Source organism: Pseudomonas sp. TH31, from assembly GCF_016650815.1.
Lineage (GTDB): Bacteria > Pseudomonadota > Gammaproteobacteria > Pseudomonadales > Pseudomonadaceae > Aquipseudomonas.
The window spans coordinates 118,066-135,438 of record NZ_JAEKEZ010000015.1 but is presented as its reverse complement, the minus strand read 5'-3'; the positions used below and the strand labels follow the sequence as shown (position 1 = coordinate 135,438).

15 protein-coding genes and 2 pseudogenes are annotated in these 17,373 nt (G+C 60.5%); 5 read left to right on the top strand and 12 right to left on the bottom strand.

Annotated elements, in window-relative coordinates; all coding sequences use genetic code 11:
* Positions 1-52 precede the first annotated feature (52 nt).
* The 4 genes from JFV26_RS13030 (at position 53) to JFV26_RS13015 (ending at position 3,659) form a co-directional block, all read left to right on the top strand.
* On the top strand, positions 53-391 hold the full coding sequence (locus tag JFV26_RS13030) for a YbaB/EbfC family nucleoid-associated protein (RefSeq protein ID WP_123403312.1): 339 nt from the start codon (positions 53-55) through the stop codon (positions 389-391).
* 262 nt (positions 392-653) lie between these two features.
* Positions 654-1,688: an NADP-dependent oxidoreductase gene (locus tag JFV26_RS13025; RefSeq protein WP_201192936.1), complete on the top strand. Its 1,035-nt coding sequence runs from the start codon at positions 654-656 to the stop codon at positions 1,686-1,688.
* Between the two features lie 65 nt (positions 1,689-1,753).
* The gene (gene recR, locus JFV26_RS13020) at positions 1,754-2,356 is read left to right on the top strand and encodes a recombination mediator RecR (protein WP_201192932.1); all 603 of its coding nucleotides are present in this window, start codon (positions 1,754-1,756) and stop codon (positions 2,354-2,356) included.
* Between the two features lie 154 nt (positions 2,357-2,510).
* Complete coding sequence (locus JFV26_RS13015; protein WP_201192929.1) at positions 2,511-3,659, top strand: acyl-CoA dehydrogenase family protein; 1,149 nt, start codon at positions 2,511-2,513, stop codon at positions 3,657-3,659.
* Between the two features lie 99 nt (positions 3,660-3,758).
* On the opposite strand, the gene JFV26_RS13010 is transcribed toward JFV26_RS13015, so the two are convergent.
* Together JFV26_RS13010 and fnr are read right to left on the bottom strand one after the other, a co-directional pair.
* The gene (locus JFV26_RS13010; protein ID WP_201192927.1) at positions 3,759-4,307 is read right to left on the bottom strand and encodes an adenine phosphoribosyltransferase; all 549 of its coding nucleotides are present in this window, start codon (positions 4,305-4,307) and stop codon (positions 3,759-3,761) included.
* A 79-nt stretch (positions 4,308-4,386) separates the two neighbouring features.
* Positions 4,387-5,117: pseudogene (fnr, locus tag JFV26_RS13005) on the bottom strand (fumarate/nitrate reduction transcriptional regulator Fnr).
* Positions 5,118-5,272: 155 nt separating this feature from the next.
* On the opposite strand from fnr, the gene JFV26_RS13000 reads away from it, so the two are divergent.
* Entirely contained in the window at positions 5,273-5,755 is a 483-nt protein-coding gene (locus tag JFV26_RS13000) for a hypothetical protein (RefSeq protein ID WP_201192924.1), read from the top strand.
* Here the strand turns inward: JFV26_RS13000 and hemN are convergent.
* The 10 genes and pseudogenes from hemN to ccoN all read right to left on the bottom strand — a co-directional run bounded on the left by hemN (position 5,752) and on the right by ccoN (position 16,935).
* Positions 5,752-7,134 carry an oxygen-independent coproporphyrinogen III oxidase gene (gene hemN / locus JFV26_RS12995; RefSeq protein ID WP_201192921.1) on the bottom strand — a complete coding sequence of 461 codons (1,383 nt, stop codon included), beginning with the start codon at positions 7,132-7,134 and terminating at the stop codon, positions 5,752-5,754. The genes JFV26_RS13000 and hemN overlap by 4 nt on opposite strands.
* A 655-nt stretch (positions 7,135-7,789) precedes the next feature.
* Entirely contained in the window at positions 7,790-8,473 is a 684-nt protein-coding gene (locus JFV26_RS12990) for a sulfite exporter TauE/SafE family protein (RefSeq protein WP_201192916.1), read from the bottom strand.
* The gene (gene ccoS / locus JFV26_RS12985) at positions 8,466-8,684 is read right to left on the bottom strand and encodes a cbb3-type cytochrome oxidase assembly protein CcoS (RefSeq protein WP_201192913.1); all 219 of its coding nucleotides are present in this window, start codon (positions 8,682-8,684) and stop codon (positions 8,466-8,468) included. Before ccoS ends, JFV26_RS12990 begins: the two co-directional genes overlap by 8 nt.
* A gap of 24 nt (positions 8,685-8,708) precedes the next feature.
* On the bottom strand, positions 8,709-11,159 hold the full coding sequence (locus tag JFV26_RS12980) for a heavy metal translocating P-type ATPase (protein ID WP_201192910.1): 2,451 nt from the start codon (positions 11,157-11,159) through the stop codon (positions 8,709-8,711).
* Between the two features lie 166 nt (positions 11,160-11,325).
* On the bottom strand, positions 11,326-11,859 hold the full coding sequence (locus JFV26_RS12975; protein WP_201192908.1) for a FixH family protein: 534 nt from the start codon (positions 11,857-11,859) through the stop codon (positions 11,326-11,328).
* Positions 11,860-11,870: 11 nt separating this feature from the next.
* Positions 11,871-13,284: pseudogene (ccoG, locus tag JFV26_RS12970) on the bottom strand (cytochrome c oxidase accessory protein CcoG).
* Between the two features lie 435 nt (positions 13,285-13,719).
* Positions 13,720-14,697 carry a cytochrome-c oxidase, cbb3-type subunit III gene (ccoP, locus tag JFV26_RS12965; RefSeq protein WP_201192904.1) on the bottom strand — a complete coding sequence of 326 codons (978 nt, stop codon included), beginning with the start codon at positions 14,695-14,697 and terminating at the stop codon, positions 13,720-13,722.
* Positions 14,694-14,879, bottom strand: a complete 186-nt coding sequence (locus tag JFV26_RS12960) for a CcoQ/FixQ family Cbb3-type cytochrome c oxidase assembly chaperone (protein ID WP_003175465.1) — start codon at positions 14,877-14,879, stop codon at positions 14,694-14,696. The genes ccoP and JFV26_RS12960 overlap by 4 nt, the downstream gene beginning before the upstream one ends.
* A 5-nt stretch (positions 14,880-14,884) precedes the next feature.
* Positions 14,885-15,493 carry a cytochrome-c oxidase, cbb3-type subunit II gene (gene ccoO, locus JFV26_RS12955; RefSeq protein WP_054593209.1) on the bottom strand — a complete coding sequence of 203 codons (609 nt, stop codon included), beginning with the start codon at positions 15,491-15,493 and terminating at the stop codon, positions 14,885-14,887.
* Positions 15,493-16,935: a cytochrome-c oxidase, cbb3-type subunit I gene (gene ccoN, locus JFV26_RS12950; protein WP_201192899.1), complete on the bottom strand. Its 1,443-nt coding sequence runs from the start codon at positions 16,933-16,935 to the stop codon at positions 15,493-15,495. The genes ccoO and ccoN overlap by 1 nt, the downstream gene beginning before the upstream one ends.
* Positions 16,936-17,373 lie beyond the last annotated feature (438 nt).

Genomic DNA, 17,373 nt, shown 5'->3' with positions numbered 1-17,373 from the left:
CGGCTATATTTACCGGGCGCCGTTTTTATCCAAGTACTTTGAGGTGATTACCATGATGAAAGGTGGCATGGCCGGCCTGATGAAGCAGGCGCAGCAGATGCAGGAAAAAATGGCCAAGATGCAGGAAGAACTGGCCAACGCCGAAGTCACCGGTAAGGCCGGTGGCGATATGGTCACCGTGGTGATGACCGGTCGTCACGACGTCAAGCGCGTGACCATCGACCCGAGCCTGGTAGAAGGCCTGAGCGAAGACGACAAAGAGATGCTGGAGGCCGTGTTTGCCGCCGCTGTCAACGATGCCGTGCGCAAGATCGAAGCCAACAGCCAGGACAAAATGGGCAGCGTGACCGCTGGCATGCAACTGCCGCCGGGTATGAAACTGCCATTCTGATTCGCCAAGGTGCGTTGGATGGGCTACAAAAAAATGCCAGGCAGCGCGCCTGGCATTTTTGTTTCTGGCGGGTGGTTTGTGTTGTCTGTCGGATCGCTATCGCGGGCAAGCCTTGCTCCTACAGGTCACGCGGTGCTCTTGTAGGAGCAAGGCTTGCCCGCGATGAATCCACCTCGGTCTCACTGAATAAACATCGAACGCCCCTGCGCCACAACGGTCTGCACCCTATACCGCAAAATTCATCGATCAAGGAGACGCTCACATGCCACAAGCATTGACCCTCAACCAACGTATCGTCCTGGTGTCCCGCCCGGTGGGCGCGCCGACCCCGGAGAATTTTCGTCTGGAGCGTGTCGCGCTGCCGGGCCTGGCGGACGGCCAGGTGTTGCTCAAGACCCTCTATCTGTCCCTCGACCCCTACATGCGTGGTCGCATGAGTGACGCGCCGTCCTACGCCGCGCCGGTGGAAATCGGCGAAGTCATGACCGGTGGTGCCGTCAGCCGCGTCGAGCGCTCGCTGAATCCGAAGTTCCAGGAAGGTGATCTGGTGGTTGGCTCCACGGGCTGGCAGAGCCACGGCATCAGCGATGGTCGCAACATCATTGCGATTCCGTCCGGGCTGCAGAGCCCGTCGATGGCGTTGGGTGTACTGGGCATGCCAGGCATGACGGCGTACATGGGCCTGATGGACATCGGTCAGCCCAAGGCCGGCGAAACCCTGGTGGTGGCTGCGGCTTCCGGTGCGGTGGGCTCGGTGGTCGGCCAAGTGGCGAAGCTCAAAGGCCTGCGGGTGGTGGGTGTGGCCGGTGGTGCCGACAAGTGCCGCTACGTGGTCGAGGAACTGGGCTTCGACGCCTGCATCGACCACAAGAGCCCGGATTTTGCCAATGACCTGGCGCTGGCGTGCCCCAAGGGCATCGACATCTATTACGAGAACGTCGGCGGCAAGGTCTTCGACGCGATCATGCCGTTGCTCAATACCAAGGCGCGGATTCCGCTTTGTGGCCTGATTGCCGGTTACAACGCCCATGAAGCCCCGAGCGGGCCGGATCGTCTGCCGCAATTTCAGCGAACCCTGCTGACCAAGCGTGTACGCATGCAGGGCTTTATCGTGTTCGATGACTACGCTGATCGACAGCAGGAATTCGTCAGTGCCATGGTGCCGTGGGTGCGTGAGGGCAAGGTGAAGTTCCGCGAGGACATCGTCGAGGGCCTGGAGCAGGCGCCCGAGGCGTTCATTGGCCTGCTGGAAGGGCGCAACTTCGGCAAACTGGTGGTGCGGGTCGCCCGGGACTGAGTATTTGACGCTGGCCAGAGGCGCGGGTATAAACCGCGTCTCGTTGTTTTGTCGGACTTTTCCCCATGAGCTTCAGCCCTCTGATTCGCCAACTGATCGATGCCCTGCGAACGTTGCCGGGCGTGGGTCAGAAAACCGCCCAACGCATGGCGTTGCAACTGCTTGAGCGCGATCGCAGTGGTGGCTCGCGCCTGGCGCTGGCCCTGAGCCAAGCCATGGAAGGGGTCGGTCACTGCCGCTTGTGCCGCACGCTGACCGAAGACGACCTGTGCCCGCAGTGCGCCGATAACCGACGTGACGACACCTTGCTGTGCGTGGTGGAAGGGCCGATGGACGTTTACGCGGTGGAGCAGACCGGGTTCCGTGGTCGCTACTTCGTGCTCAAGGGCCATCTGTCGCCGCTCGACGGGCTCGGGCCAGAGGCCATCGGCATTCCGCAGTTGCTGGCGCGGATTGAAGAGGCGGGCACCTTTGCCGAAGTTATCCTGGCCACCAACCCGACGGTGGAAGGTGAAGCTACGGCGCATTACATCGCCCAGTTGCTCAGCAACAAAGGCCTGATCGCCTCGCGTATCGCCCATGGCGTGCCGTTGGGCGGCGAGCTGGAATTGGTGGATGGCGGGACGTTGGCGCATTCGTTTGCGGGGCGTAAGCCGATAGTCTTGTAACCGCTAAAAGCAAAGATCGCAGCCTTCGGCAGCTCCTACATTTGGATGGCGTACACCCTGTAGGAGCTGCCGAAGGCTGCGATCTTTTGATTTGCTGTTGAAAACCAAGCAAGCGCTCGGTTAACGTCGCTGGACCCTTCAGTGGAGTTCGCCGATGCCTGCCTTTCAGGAATACTTCGATCCCAGCCACCAATTGGTCCGCGACAGCGTCAGGCGTTTCGTCGAGCGCGAGATCCTGCCGGACATCGATCAGTGGGAAGAAGCCGAAAGCTTTCCCCGTGAACTCTACCTCAAGGCCGGTGCCGCCGGCATTCTCGGCATCGGTTATCCCGAAGCCCTCGGCGGCAGCCATGAAGGTGATCTGTTCGCCAAGGTTGCGGCCAGCGAAGAGCTGATGCGTTGCGGCTCTGGCGGGTTGGTGGCAGGCCTCGGTTCGCTGGACATCGGCCTGCCGCCGATCCTCAAGTGGGCGCGACCCGAGGTCCGCGATCGGGTGGTGCCGCAAGTGCTGTCCGGCGAAAAAATCAGCGCCCTGGCCATCACCGAACCCAGCGGCGGCTCCGATGTCGCCAACCTGCAAACCCGCGCCGTGCGTGACGGCGACGTCTATCGGGTCAGCGGCAGTAAAACCTTTATCACCAGCGGCATTCGTGCGGACTTCTACACCGTCGCGGTGCGCACCGGCGAGCCGGGTTTCGGTGGCATCAGCCTGTTGTTGATCGAGAAGGGCACGCCCGGTTTCACCGTCGGCCGGCAGTTGAAGAAAATGGGTTGGTGGGCGTCGGACACCGCCGAGTTGTTCTTCGACGATTGCCGGGTGCCTGTCGGTAATCTGATCGGCGCCGAAAACAGGGGCTTTGCCTGCATCATGGGTAACTTCCAGAGCGAACGTCTGGCCCTGGCGCTGATGGCCAATATGACCGCGCAGCTTGCGCTGGAGGAAAGCCTGAAATGGGCGCGTCAGCGTGAGGCCTTTGGCAAACCGATCGGCAAGTTTCAGGTGCTCAAGCATCGCCTCGCGCAAATGGCCACGGCGCTGGAAGTGTCACGGGAGTTCACCTACCGCCAGGCGGCGAAAATGGCGGCGGGGCGGAGCGTGATCAAGGAGATTTCCATGGCCAAGAATTTCGCGACCGACACGGCGGATCGCATCACCACCGATGCGGTGCAGATTCTGGGTGGTATGGGTTATATGCGCGAGAGTCTGGTGGAGCGGTTGTATCGGGATAACCGGATACTGTCGATTGGCGGCGGGACGCGGGAAGTGATGAACGAGATCATCAGCAAGCAGATGGGGCTGTAAATGCAAAAGATCGTCCGAACGCGGCCCGAGCCTTCGGCAGCTCCTACATTGGAATGCGTACACCTGTAGGAGCTGCCGAAGGCTGCGATCTTTTGATCGTTACTTATCGCTCAACGCAAACTGCGTCAGGCAAAACGTCGGAATGCCCATATCTTCCAAGCGCTGAGACCCTCCCAGCTCCGGCAAATCAATAATCGCCGCCGCTTCATGCACCCGGGCGCCCATGCGTCGAATCAGGTTCGCCGCCGCAATCAAGGTACCGCCGGTCGCAATCAAATCATCGAACATCACCACCGAATCACCCTCGCACAGGCTGTCGGCGTGTACTTCCAGGAACGCTTCGCCGTACTCGGTCGCGTAACCCTCGGCCAGCACCTGCGCCGGCAGTTTGCCTTGCTTGCGAAACAGCACCAGCGGCTTGTTCAACTGGTAGGCCAGCACCGAGCCGATCAGGAAGCCACGGGCATCCATCGCGCCGATATGGGTGAAGTCGGCCTCGACGTAACGATGCGCGAAGCTGTCCATCACTAGGCGCAGGGCCGTGGGCGATTGAAACAACGGGGTGATGTCGCGAAAGATCACGCCTGGCTTGGGGAAGTCGATCACGGGGCGGATCAGGGATTTGATGTCGAAGGAGTCGAAGACCATCGTCGAAATGTCCTGGCAGGCTGCAAACGACGCAGTATAACGGCGGCTGAACCGTTTCGCTCAGCCGCAATCACGTCAATCAGTCCAGAGAGCCGCCGGCCAGGGCGCACAGCTGGATCGGGTCGAGAATATGGATTTCCTTACCCTCGGCGGCGATCAGTTCGTTTTGCTGGAAGCGGGTGAACACCCGGGACACGGTTTCCACCGCCAGGCCCAGGTAGTTGCCGATTTCGTTGCGCGACATGCTCAGGCGGAACTGGTTGGCCGAAAAGCCGCGTGCGCGAAAGCGGGCGGACAGGTTGACCAGGAACGTGGCAATGCGCTCGTCGGCGGTTTTCTTCGACAGCAGCAACATCATTTGCTGATCGTCGCGAATTTCGCGGCTCATCACTCGCATCAACTGGCGACGCAGTTGCGGCAGTTGCAGGGCCAGTTCGTCGAGACGCTCGAACGGGATTTCGCAGACCGAAGTCGTCTCCAGCGCTTGGGCCGACACCGGGTGCTTTTCAGTGTCCATGCCCGACAGACCGACCAGTTCGCTCGGCAGATGGAAGCCGGTGAGCTGTTCTTCACCGCCATCGCTGAGGCTGAAGGTCTTCAGGGCGCCGGAGCGAACTGCATAAACGGAATCGAACGTGTCGCCCTGGCGGAATAGAAACTCGCCTTTTTTCAGAGGGCGACCACGTTTAACGATCTCGTCCAGCGCATCCATGTCTTCCAGATTCAGAGAAAGTGGCAAGCAGAGGGGGCCAGGCTGCAATCCTTGCAATGGGCCTGGCTGTGAGCGCGCAGTTTAACTGGCTCGGACATTTCTTTAATCCTTGTGGGAAAACACACATAAGCCGTAAGGGTAACTCACGGGAGGACATTCAGGCCAGCATACGGCGATTTTGCCGCAGGCGCGTAAAGCCAGCGGCCGGACGGCCGATAACCTGTCTACTGGTCGCTTGCAAGGAGCTGCATTCATGTCCGCCATTGGCACGTTGAATCCCGGTAATAGCGGTTTATCGTCGTTGATCGATATCTCGAAAACACCGACGGTCGATGACTCGGGCATCACCTTGCCAGGCGCCGTTACCCCGGACATGGTCCAGGGCATCAACGTGTCGCTGTCCGGTGCCGGCATCGAGAAAGCCGCCGCGGCCAGGGGTGAAAACAGCGACATCGAAGAAAGCGGTTTGCCGGAAAACATTCAGCAAGTCCTGAAAATGATTCGCAAGTTGCGGCAGCAGATCGCCGAAAAAATGGCCGAAATGCAGGCGGTGATGAGAGATAAACGTCTCAGTCCGGAAGAAATAAAGGCCAAACTCGGCGCCTTGCAAGCGTTTATCAACAACCTCAACGGTGGCCTGATCACCGCCAATACCGCGCTCAGTAAAGCCATGAAGCAGGCGGGCCTGACGCCGGAGCAAATCCTCAAGGCGGCGTCGCTGCTCATGAAGTCCTAAATCACCCGGGAAAACCGCTGGCGATTTTGCTGTTCCAAATAGGCATCGAACACCATGCACACCGAGCGCACCAACAGGCGTCCGGCGGGGAGTACGGTGATCCGGTCGCTGTCCAGTTCGATCAAGCCGTCATTGGCCATCGCCTCCAGCTGCGGCCAGAGTTCGCTGAAGTAGCCTCGGAAATCAATGTTGAATGCCTGCTCGATTCCGGCGAAATCCAAGGTGAAACTGCAGATCAGTTGCTGAATCACCGCCCGTCGCAAGCGGTCGTCGGCGTTGCACAGCAGGCCACGGTTGGTGGCCAGTTGCGCCGAGGCCAGGGTGTTTTGATACAGGCTCAGGTCGCTGGTGTTCTGGCAGTACAGGTCGCCGATCTGGCTGATGGCCGAGACCCCGAGGCCGATCAAGTCGCAGTGACCGTGGGTGGTGTAGCCCTGGAAGTTGCGTTGCAGGGTCGATTCTTCCTGGGCGATGGCCAATTCATCATCCGGCAGGGCGAAGTGGTCCATTCCGATGTAGCGATAGCCGGCCTTGGTCAATTGTTCGATGGTGCCCTGGAGCATTTCCAGTTTCTGCGCCGGCGTCGGCAGTTCATTGCTGTTGATCCGCCGTTGCGGCAAGAAGCGTTCCGGCAGGTGCGCGTAGTTGAACACCGAGAGCCGGTCCGGTTGCAGGGCGATGACCTCGTCAACGGTGCGGGCGAAGTTTTCCGGCGTCTGGCGCGGCAAACCGTAGATCAGATCGATGTTGATCGAGCGAAACTGCAAGGTTCGCGCGGCGTCGATCACGGCGCGGGTTTCTTCCAGGCTTTGCAGGCGATTGACCGCGCGTTGCACCGCCGGGTCCAGGTCCTGGAGGCCGATGCTGACCCGATTGAAGCCCAGCTCACGCAGCAGGCCCATGGTCGACCAGTCAGCTTCGCGGGGATCGATTTCAATGCCGTAGTCACCGGAGTCGTCATCCAGCAAGTTGAAGTGCTTGCGTAACTGCGCCATCAACTGGCGCAGTTCGTCGTGGCTGAGAAAGGTCGGGGTGCCGCCGCCGAAATGCAATTGCTCGACTTTCTGTGCCGGGTCCAGGTGACAGGCGATCAATTGGATCTCCTGCTCCAGGCGCTGCAAGTAGGGGAGTGCGCGGCCGCGATCCTTGGTGATGACTTTGTTGCAGGCGCAGTAGTAGCAGATGTTCGCGCAGAACGGCACGTGCACATATAACGAGAGTGGGCGCAGCGCTTTACGGCTGTCGCGCAGGGCATGAAACAGGTCGAACGTGCCGACCTGGCTGTTGAATTGAACGGCGGTCGGGTACGAGGTGTAGCGCGGCCCCGACAGGTCGTAACGGCGAATCAGATCGGTGTCCCAACGAATGGCGTCGAGCATGCGGGCATTCCCCCGGATAGGCTTGCAGTGTGAGCGAGTCTATGGGGTGCGGCGTTGGGGCATCTTGATTTGCATCAACAGGGATTCGATGGGCACCGCCGACCTGTAGCAGCTGCCGAAGGCTGCGTTCGAGGACTTCGTCCTCGAACGCAGCCTTCGGCAGCTGCTACAAGGCTGCGTTCGGCGGCGAAGCCGTCGTAAACCATTCCCCTCGGTATTACAGGTAGATCGGGGGCGCTGGATTTGCGAGGACTTCGTCCTCGAACGCAGCCTTCGGCAGCTGCTACAAGGCTGCGTTCGGCGGCGAAGCCGTCGTAAACCATCCCCCTCGGTATTACAGGTAGATCGGGGGCGCTGGATTTGCGAGGACTTCGTCCTCGAACGCAGCCTTCGGCAGCTGCTACAAGGCTGCGTTCGGCGGCGAAGCCGTCGTAAACCATCCTCCTCGGTATTACAGGTAGATCGGGGGCGCTGGATTTGCGAGGACTTCGTCCTCGAACGCAGCCTTCGGCAGCTGCTACAAGGCTGCGTTCGGCGGCGAAGCCGTCGTAAACCATCCCCCTCGGTATTACAGGTAGATCGGGGGCGCTGGATTTGCGAGGACTTCGTCCTCGAACGCAGCCTTCGGCAGCTGCTACAAGGCTGCGTCGTTGATCTAATGCCCCATCAACCAATGCTGATGCGGCCCCGGCAACGTCCAGATCCCGAACAGGATCACCAGCACCCCGCCGCTCATCCGCACACTGCGCTTGCGCAACAACGCGGTGACCCGTTCGGCCGCCAGTCCTGTGGCCAATAAAACCGGCCATGTCCCCAGCCCGAACGCCAGCATCAACAACGCACTGTCCAGCGCATTACCCTGGCTCGCCGCCCACAGCAACGTACTGTAAACCAGCCCGCACGGCAGCCAGCCCCAGAGCGCGCCCAGCAGTAACGCGCGCGGCAGGCTCGACACCGGCAGCAGTTTGTTGGCAACCGGCTGGATATGCCGCCACAGGCCGCGACCGAGGCTTTCGATGCGGGTCAGGCCGCTCCACCAGCCGGCCAGGTACAGGCCCATGCTGATCAACAGCAACCCGGCAATGATCCGCATGAACATTGCCGCCGGGCTGTTGGCCACCGCCCAGCCAGCCAGACCGATCAGCAGGCCGGCCGTGGCGTAGCTGAGAATTCGCCCAAGGTTGTAAGCCAGCAGCAAGCGCAAGCGACGGCTGCGTTGCTCCCTGGGAATCGCCAGCGTCAGCGCGCCCATCAAACCGCCGCACATCCCCAGGCAATGGCCGCCGCCCAGCAGGCCGAGGATCAGCGCAGACACCAGCAATGGCGCCAGCTCAAGCATGGGGTGGCGCCTTGTCATCCGGTTTGATCGAATGACCGGCAGCCTCCTCGACCGCCGCTTTGTGAGCCGGGTCCTGGTCGTCGAACAGAATGCTGTGGGCCGGGCCGTCGAGGTCGTCGTACTGCCCGCTGTCGACCGCCCAGAAGAAGATGTAGACGGCGATGGCCACGATCAGCAGCGCGGCCGGGATCATCACGTAAAGAGCTGGCATTGGAAGGCTCCATGCCCGCGCGGCTCAGGCCGGCAGCGGACGGGTTTCTGGCATGGTGCGGGCCTTTGGCGTGCTCGGCATGCGAGTCAGGCGCAGGGCATTGAGTACCACGGTCAACGAACTGATCGACATGCCAATCGCGGCCCACACCGGAGTGATCCAGCCGAGGGCGGCGAACGGCAACATGAGGCCATTGTACAGCCCGGCCCACAGCAGGTTCTCGATGATTACCCGGCGGGTGCGCCGCGCGAGGCTGAAGGCTTGCACCAAGGCGTCGAGGCGATTGGACAGCAACACCGCGTCGGCGCTGGTTTTCGCCAGGTCGGTGGCCGAGCCCATGGCCACGCTGATGTCGGCGGCGGCCAGCACCGGCACGTCGTTGACCCCGTCGCCGAGCATCAACACCTTGCGACCTTCCCTGTGCAGTTGTTGCAGCACTTGTAACTTGTCGTCGGGCCGCAAGCCGCCACGGGCTTCGTCGATGCCCAGTTCAGCGGCGACGCTGGCGACCATTGGCGAGCTGTCGCCCGACAACAACAGCGTGCGCCAGCCGCGAGCCTTGCACGCGGCGAGCAGCGCCGGGGCATCGGCGCGTAATCGGTCGTCGAGGACAAACCACGCCAGCGGCCCGAAGCTGTCACCGAGTAGCAGCCATTGGCCGGCTTCATCCGGCATCAGCGGCACGGTGGTGCCACTGAGTTCACAGACAAAACCGGGTTGGCCGATGCGCAAGCGTTGATCACCGACCAAGCCTTCAAGGCCCAGCCCCGGCGTGCTGAGGACTTCTTCAGCGGCCAGTGGCGCACGACCAAAAGCGCGGGCGATCGGGTGTTCGGAGCGGTTTTCCAGGGCCGCCGCGAGGCTCAGGCATTGATCACTGTTGAGCGAACCGAGCGGGCGAATCGAGCGCAGCGCCAGCCGGCCTTCCGTCAGCGTGCCGGTCTTGTCGAAAATCACCGTGTCGATCTGGTTCAGGCCCTCCAGGACATGGCCGCGTGTCAGCAACAGGCCAAGTTTGTGCAGCGTGCCGGTGGCGGCGGTCAGGGCGGTCGGCGTGGCCAGGGACAAGGCGCACGGGCAGGTCGCGACGAGCATCGCCAGTACGATCCAGAACGCTCGCGACGAATCCAGCTCCCACCACAACAGGCCGATGGCGGCGGCGGCAATCAATGACAGCAGCAGGAACCATTGGGCGGCGCGGTCGGCAATTTCCGCCAGGCGCGGTTTTTCCGCCTGGGCGCGTTCGAGCAGGCGGACGATGGCGGACAGTCGTGTGTCGTGACCCAGCGCCAGCACCTCCACGGTCAACGCGCCTTCGACGTTCAAGGTGCCGGCCGTGACCGCATCGCCAAGCGTGCGCGGTTGAGGCAGGTATTCACCGGTGAGCAGGGATTCGTCGATGCTCGACTGGCCATCGAGAACCTTGCCGTCGGCCGGGAGTATGGCGCCGGGATGCACCAGCACCTGATCGCCGACGCGCAATTCACTGAGCAGGATTCGCTCGCTCTGGCCGTCGGCGCTCAAGCGCAGGCACGATGCGGGCAATAAATTCACCAGCTGGGCAGTGGCGGCGGCGGTGCGCTCCCGGGCGCGCCGCTCCAGGTAACGCCCGGCCAGCAGGAACAGCGCGAACATCCCGACCGCATCGAAATACAGTTCGCCGACGCCAGTGATCGAGGTCCAGATCCCGGCGAGGTAAGCACTGCCAATCGCCAGCGAGACCGAAACATCCATGGTCAGGTGCCGAGTGCGCAGGTCGCGCATGGCGCCCTTGAAGAAGGGCGCGCAGCTGTAAAACACAATCGGCGTGGTCAGGAACAGCGCGACCCAGCGCAGGATGGTGTGCAATTCGGGGCTGAGGTCGATGTTGAATTCGGGCCAGGTGGCCATGGTCGCCATCATCGCCTGGAACCACAGCAATCCGGCCACGCCGAGTTGGCGCAGGGCCAGGCGGTTTTCGCTGGCCAGTTGTTCGCTGGCGCGGTCGGCTTGATAAGGGTGCGCGGCGTAACCGATGTGGCGCAATTCGCTGAGCAGTTGGCTGAGCGGCAGTTGGGCGTCGGCCCAGCGCACGAATAGGCGGTGGTTGGACAGGTTCAGTCGCGCTTCGGCCACGGCCGGCAAGCCACGCAGGTGTTTCTCGATCAGCCAGCCGCAAGCGGCGCAACTGATGCCTTCCATCAGCAGTGTGGTTTCGGCGAGTTCGCCTTCGTGACGGACGAAGGGTTGCTGGACGTCGGCGCGGTCGTACAGCGCCAGTTCGTCAACCAATTGCACCGGCAGGTTTTGCGGGTTGGCCGAGGCTTCGCTGCGGTGCTGGTAATAGCTTTCCAGGCCACCGGCCACAATGGCTTCAGCCACGGCCTGGCAACCCGGGCAGCAGAGCTCGCGGGTTTCACCGAGGACGACGGCGGTGAAGCGGCCGCCGGCCGGGACGGGCAGGGCGCAGTGGTAGCAAGGGGTTGGGGTGGTCATGGGGTTTTCGCTAATGCCGCTGAATCAAGGCCGGACCTCATCACTGTAGGAGCTGTCGAGTGAAACGAGGCTGCGATCTTTTGATCTTGCTCTTCAAAAACAACATCAAAAGATCGCAGCCTCGTTTCACTCGACAGCTCCTACAGGCTCCAGAGGCCCTCAGGTTTTACTTGTCTTCAGCACCTTGCAGCGGTTCATCGCCCAGCAGCAGGTTCTTGTCGGGGCTGATCTGTTCTTCCTCGAACATGCGCCAGGTCTTGTCGTCCTGCACGCCCAACAGTTCAACGAACCGGCGGCCGTCGACCTTGTCGCTCATCTGGCCGATGTAGCGACCCTGTTCGGTTTCGCTGCGGGTCAGGGTGATCTTGCGATCCTTCTCCGGCTGGGTCGGCGAGATCAGGTTCAGTTCAAGGGTCTTGGGCTGGCTGTTGCCGGTCAGGCGCAGGTCGACTTCACCGGTCACCTCATCCAGGTGGACGTTGGCGTGCATTTTCAGGGTCTGCGCCAGCAACTCACGGTCCAGGGAACGGTTGATGCCTTTGCCGGCCTCGTAGTAGTTGTCGTTGACCAGGTTGTCCGGGTTTTTGACCGCAATGGTCACCATGGACAGGGTCAGGGTCACCGAACAGGTCAGAATCGCGATGATGATCCACGGCCAAAGATGCTTGTACCAAGGGCTTGCGGCATTTGCTGCGGGCATGTTCAGTTCTCTCAACGAATTTGTGGGCCGATGAATCGGCTCTTGGCTTCAACGTGGACGCTGTCGTCATCGGCATCCTTGAGGGTGAATTTCACCTCATTGGTGCTCGATGGCAATTGCTCCGGTGCGCTGGACAGCTCCACCGGCTGGCTGAATATTTCCCCGGCGGCGACTTTGATCTCACGTTTGCCTTGCAGCTTGAGGTCCGGCAGGCCGCTGGCTTCGAGCAGGTAGGTGTGGTCGCGCTGGTCTTTGTTCATGATCTTCAGGCTGTAGACGTTTTCGATCCGGCCTTCGGCGTTCTCGCGGTACAGCACACGGTCCTTGCTGACGTCGAAACCGACCAGCGAACGCATGAAGAACGCGGTGACCAGCAAGCCGATCATGGTCAGCAGCACCACGGCATAGCCAATCAGCCGTGGGCGCAGTTTATGGGTGACCTGTCCGGACAGGTTGTGCTCGGTGGTGTAGCTGATCAGGCCGCGCGGGTAGTCCATCTTGTCCATGATGCTGTCGCAGGCATCGATGCAGGCGGCGCAGCCGATGCACTCGATTTGCAGGCCATCGCGGATGTCGATGCCGGTCGGGCAGACCTGCACGCACATGGTGCAGTCGATGCAGTCGCCCAGGCCTTGGGCCTTGTAGTCCACGCCTTTCTTGCGCGGGCCGCGGGACTCACCACGACGCGGGTCGTAGGAAACGATCAGGGTGTCCTTGTCGAACATCACGCTCTGGAAGCGCGCATACGGGCACATGTAGATGCACACCTGCTCGCGCAACCAGCCGGCATTGCCGTAAGTGGCGAGGGTGAAGAAACCGACCCAGAAGTACGACCAGCCATCGGCCTCGCCGGTGAAGAAGTCGATGGTCAGCTCGCGAATGGGCGAAAAGTAACCGACGAAGGTCATGCCGGTGACGAGGCCGATCAACAGCCACAGGCTGTGCTTGCTGAGTTTGCGCAGGAATTTGTTGCCACTCATCGGCGCTTTGTCGAGCTTGATGCGCTGGTTGCGGTCGCCTTCGGTGACCTTCTCGCACCACATGAAAATCCAGGTCCAGACGCTTTGCGGGCAGGTATAGCCGCACCAGACGCGCCCGGCGTACACGGTAATGAAGAACAGGCCGAAGGCGCTGATGATCAGCAGGCCCGAGAGCAGGATGAAATCCTGGGGCCAGAAGGTCGCGCCAAAAATGAAGAATTTACGTTCCGGCAGGTTCCACCAGACGGCTTGATGACCCCCAGTTCAACCACACCGTACCGAAATACAGCAGGAACAAACCGGCCCCGCCCATCATTCGCAGGTTGCGGAACAGGCCTGTGAAGGCGCGGGTGTAGATCTTTTCTCGAGAGGCGTAGAGGTCGACGCTGTTGTTCGCGTTCTTGGCAGGCGGGGTAACGTCGTGTACCGGAATCTGATTGCTCATCATTGCATCCCACGGCAGTGGAAAAATGCCTCGGTCAGTACATGCCGACCGCGGTCAAAAAGAGGTATTGCAGTGGCGCAATGATACGCCTGTCGCTCTAGCTCAAGGGTGCGACCTTTGGTCACGTTTGCGGAATTCATTTGACGGTGTAATGACTTGAATCAATTGACTTGTGAATTATGGATGAGATTTCAGGCTGGGACGGGTGATCCTGTTTCCTTCCGTTTCCTCGATGTACCGAATGATCCCGATTTACCACGTAGGAGCTGCCGAAGGCTGCGATCTTTTGATCTTGCCGTTTAAGGGCGAAGATCAAAAGATCGCAGCCTTCGGCAGCTCCTACGGATCGAATGTAGGTCGAGCATAGGCCATAAACAAAACGGCCCCGCCAATTCACATGGGCGGGGCCGTTTTTTGTTGCGTCAAGCGTTTGCCTTACTGGGCGTCCGCTGCCTTCTCACCGTGAGACAGGCTGTAGACGTAAGCGGCCAGCAGGTGAACCTTGTCGTTGCCTTGCAGCTGTTCCTGCGCAGGCATCTGGCCCTGACGGCCGTAACGGATGGTCTGCTGCAGTTGAGCAAAGCTCGAACCGTAGATGAATGCCGCCGGGTGGGTCAGGTTAGGTGCGCCCATTGCTGGCGTACCTTTGCCTTCCGGACCGTGGCAAACCACGCAGTTGGCCGCGAATAGTTTCTGGCCGGCAACCGGATCAGCCTTGGTGCCTTCCGGCATCTTGCGGCCGTCGAGGTTGGTCAGCACAAACGAGGCAACATCTGCAACGCCTTGCTCGCCGATCACTTCAGCCCAGGCTGGCATCACCGCATGACGGCCGCCCATGATGGTGGTCTTGATGGTTTCCGGTTCGCCGCCCCAGCGCCAGTCGGCGTCGGTCAGGTTAGGGAAGCCATAAGCACCCTTGGCGTCGGAACCGTGGCAGACCGAGCAGTTGGAGGCGAACAAACGGCCACCCATCTTCAGGGCTTGCGGGTCCTTGGCCACTTCTTCGATGGGCATGGAGGCGAACTTGGCGAAGATCGGGCCGAACTTGGCGTCCGACTTGGCCATTTCCTTTTCCCACTCGTGAACGCCGGTCCAGCCGGTCTGGCCGTTGGCGAACGCGGTCTGCTTGTCGTTATCGAGGTAGTTGTAACCCGGCAGCAGGCCTTTCCAGTTACCCAGGCCCGGGTACAGAACCAGGTAGCCCAAGGCGAAAATGATAGTGCCCACGAACAGCATGAACCACCATTTCGGCAGTGGGTTGTCGTACTCCTCGATCCCGTCGAAGGAGTGCCCCACCGTTTCTTCCGTCTGCTCGCTGCGCTGGCCCTTGCGGGTCGACAGCAGCAGCCAGGTCAGGGCGAAAATGGTGCCCAGACTGAGGACCGTGACGTACAGACTCCAGAATGTAGTCATTCTTTGTTACTCCTAGAAGCTTGCTCGACGTGCTTGATGGCTTCGGGATCATCCGCGAAAGGCAGCAAGGTCGCGTCTTCAAACTCCGACTTGCGCTTGGGGCTGAACACCCACAACGCCAGACCGATAAAGGCCACCATCACGACAACGGTGCCCAGGCCACGAATCATCCCGATATCCATCTAAATCACCGTTTGCTTTTGATGATGGTGCCCAGGCCTTGCAGATAGGCCACCAGCGCGTCCATTTCGGTTTTGCCCTTCACAGCATCCTTGGCGCCGGCGATGTCTTCGTCGGTGTAAGGGACGCCGAGCGTGCGCAAGACTTCCATTTTCTTGGCGGTGTCTTTGCCGTCGAGCTTGTTTTCCACGAGGAACGGGTAGGCCGGCATTTTCGACTCAGGCACGACGTTGCGCGGGTTGTACAAGTGCGCACGCTGCCAGTCATCGGAGTAACGACCGCCGACGCGGGCCAGGTCCGGACCGGTACGCTTGGAACCCCACAGGAACGGGTGGTCCCAGACGCTTTCACCGGCTACCGAATAGTGGCCGTAACGTTCGGTTTCAGCGCGGAACGGGCGGATCATCTGCGAGTGGCAGCCGACACAACCGTTGGCGATGAAGATGTCACGCCCTTCAAGTTCCAGCGCCGGGCGAGGCTTCATGCCTTCAACCGGCTTGTTGGTGACGTCCTGGAAAAACAGCGGAACGATCTGGGTCAGGCCGCCGATGCTGACGGCGATAACCATGAAGAAGGCCAGCAGGCCAATGTTCTTCTCGACTGCTTCATGCTTCATCAGTGAGCTCCAACTACAGCAATCTGAGCGGCGGCTTCGGCTTCAGCCGGGTTCGAGGCACGTACGGTACGGAATACGTTGTAGGCCATGAACAGCATGCCGCTGGCAAAGAACGCACCGCCCAAGGCGCGAACGATGTAACCAGGGTGGCTGGCTTGCAGCGCTTCAACGAACGAGTAGGTGAGGGTGCCGTCGTCGTTGATTGCACGCCACATCAGACCCTGGGTGATGCCGTTGACCCACATCGAGGCGATGTACAGAACGGTACCGATGGTCGCGAGCCAGAAGTGCGTATTGATCAGGCCGATGCTGTGCATCTGCGTGCGACCGAACAGTTTCGGGATCATGTGGTAGATCGCGCCGATCGAGATCATCGCTACCCAGCCAAGCGCGCCGGCGTGTACGTGGCCGATGGTCCAGTCGGTGTAGTGCGACAGCGAGTTGACGGTCTTGATGGCCATCATCGGGCCTTCGAAGGTCGACATGCCGTAGAACGCGAGGGACACGACCAAAAAGCGCAGGATCGGGTCGGTGCGCAGCTTATGCCAGGCGCCCGACAGGGTCATCATGCCGTTGATCATGCCGCCCCAGCTGGGTGCCAGCAGGATGATCGACATTGCCATGCCCAGGGACTGCGCCCAGTCCGGCAGAGCGGTGTAGTGCAAGTGGTGCGGACCGGCCCAGATGTACAGGGTGATCAGCGCCCAGAAGTGCACGATGGACAGGCGATAGGAGTAGATCGGACGCTCGGCCTGCTTCGGAACGAAGTAGTACATCATCCCCAGGAAGCCGGTGGTCAGGAAGAAACCTACTGCGTTGTGGCCATACCACCATTGGATCATGGCGTCAGTCGCACCGGCGTAGGCCGAGTAGGACTTGAAGAAACTGACCGGCAGGGAGGCGTGGTTGACGATGTGCAGCATCGCGGTCACGACGATGAAGGCACCGTAGAACCAGTTGCCGACATAGATGTGCTTGGTCTTGCGCTTGACGATGGTGCCGAAAAACACCAGTGCGTAGACGATCCAGACAATGGCCAGCAGGATAGCCAGGGGCCATTCCAGTTCGGCGTATTCCTTGGTGGTGGTGTAACCCAGCGGCAAGGTCACGATCGCGCCGATGATCACCGCTTGCCATCCCCAGAAGTGGAAGGCCGCGAGGCTATCGGAAATCAGTCGCGTTTGGCAGGTTCGCTGCACGACGTAATAAGAAGTGGCAAACAGTGCACATCCACCGAAGGCGAAAATCACCAGGTTGGTGTGCAGCGGGCGTAAGCGTCCAAAAGTCGTCCACGGCAGACCGAAGTTCAATTCCGGCCATACAAGCTGTGAGGCGATGAAGACACCAAGCCCCATGCCAAGGATCCCCCAGACCACCGTCATGATGGCGAACTGGCGGACTACCTTATAGTTATAAGCAGTCGGACTGATTGCTGTGCTCATTCTAAGGTTCCACGGTTTGGGTGTTTTATTAGGAGTAAAAATCGGCCGCAAGTATGTAGAAAGCAGGGGGTCATTGCAACGCGCCATGACCTGGGTCAATGCTTTCAGACGCTGATTCTGCGGCCTTTCCATGCGCTGCGTAAGGACAAAATTGGCCCCGGACAAAATGTCGCAGCGGATGAAAAAGGCAAGGGGGTCAGGTCAGTTGTAACGGGGTGTGTTGAAACGCAACGATAAGGTGACCGATGGCAATTGGCACGACAGCCGGTATCTACCAGCCTTTGCGGCCTGTCATCGAGCAGATTCGTCGAACACATCGGCTAGGGTCGACCTGGAACCGGTACTTTGCCAGTCCGCATCGAGCAAGCGTAGACCCGATTCCGGGGAACCGAAAGGGAGACTGATTGAGGGTGCGACAATGGGTCGCAAAGAAGCAGG

Bases quoted from the DNA above. Each gene is read 5' to 3' on its own strand.
- JFV26_RS13030 (WP_123403312.1), top strand. From the start codon at position 53: ATGATGAAAGGTGGCATGGCCGGCCTGATGAAGCAGGCGCAGCAGATG.
- JFV26_RS13025 (WP_201192936.1), top strand. From the start codon at position 654: ATGCCACAAGCATTGACCCTCAACCAACGTATCGTCCTGGTGTCCCGC.
- recR (WP_201192932.1), top strand. From the start codon at position 1,754: ATGAGCTTCAGCCCTCTGATTCGCCAACTGATCGATGCCCTGCGAACG.
- JFV26_RS13015 (WP_201192929.1), top strand. From the start codon at position 2,511: ATGCCTGCCTTTCAGGAATACTTCGATCCCAGCCACCAATTGGTCCGC.
- JFV26_RS13010 (WP_201192927.1), bottom strand. From the start codon at position 4,307: ATGGTCTTCGACTCCTTCGACATCAAATCCCTGATCCGCCCCGTGATC.
- JFV26_RS13000 (WP_201192924.1), top strand. From the start codon at position 5,273: ATGTCCGCCATTGGCACGTTGAATCCCGGTAATAGCGGTTTATCGTCG.
- hemN (WP_201192921.1), bottom strand. From the start codon at position 7,134: ATGCTCGACGCCATTCGTTGGGACACCGATCTGATTCGCCGTTACGAC.
- JFV26_RS12990 (WP_201192916.1), bottom strand. From the start codon at position 8,473: ATGCTTGAGCTGGCGCCATTGCTGGTGTCTGCGCTGATCCTCGGCCTG.
- ccoS (WP_201192913.1), bottom strand. From the start codon at position 8,684: ATGCCAGCTCTTTACGTGATGATCCCGGCCGCGCTGCTGATCGTGGCC.
- JFV26_RS12980 (WP_201192910.1), bottom strand. From the start codon at position 11,159: ATGACCACCCCAACCCCTTGCTACCACTGCGCCCTGCCCGTCCCGGCC.
- JFV26_RS12975 (WP_201192908.1), bottom strand. From the start codon at position 11,859: ATGCCCGCAGCAAATGCCGCAAGCCCTTGGTACAAGCATCTTTGGCCG.
- ccoP (WP_201192904.1), bottom strand. From the start codon at position 14,697: ATGACTACATTCTGGAGTCTGTACGTCACGGTCCTCAGTCTGGGCACC.
- JFV26_RS12960 (WP_003175465.1), bottom strand. From the start codon at position 14,879: ATGGATATCGGGATGATTCGTGGCCTGGGCACCGTTGTCGTGATGGTG.
- ccoO (WP_054593209.1), bottom strand. From the start codon at position 15,493: ATGAAGCATGAAGCAGTCGAGAAGAACATTGGCCTGCTGGCCTTCTTC.
- ccoN (WP_201192899.1), bottom strand. From the start codon at position 16,935: ATGAGCACAGCAATCAGTCCGACTGCTTATAACTATAAGGTAGTCCGC.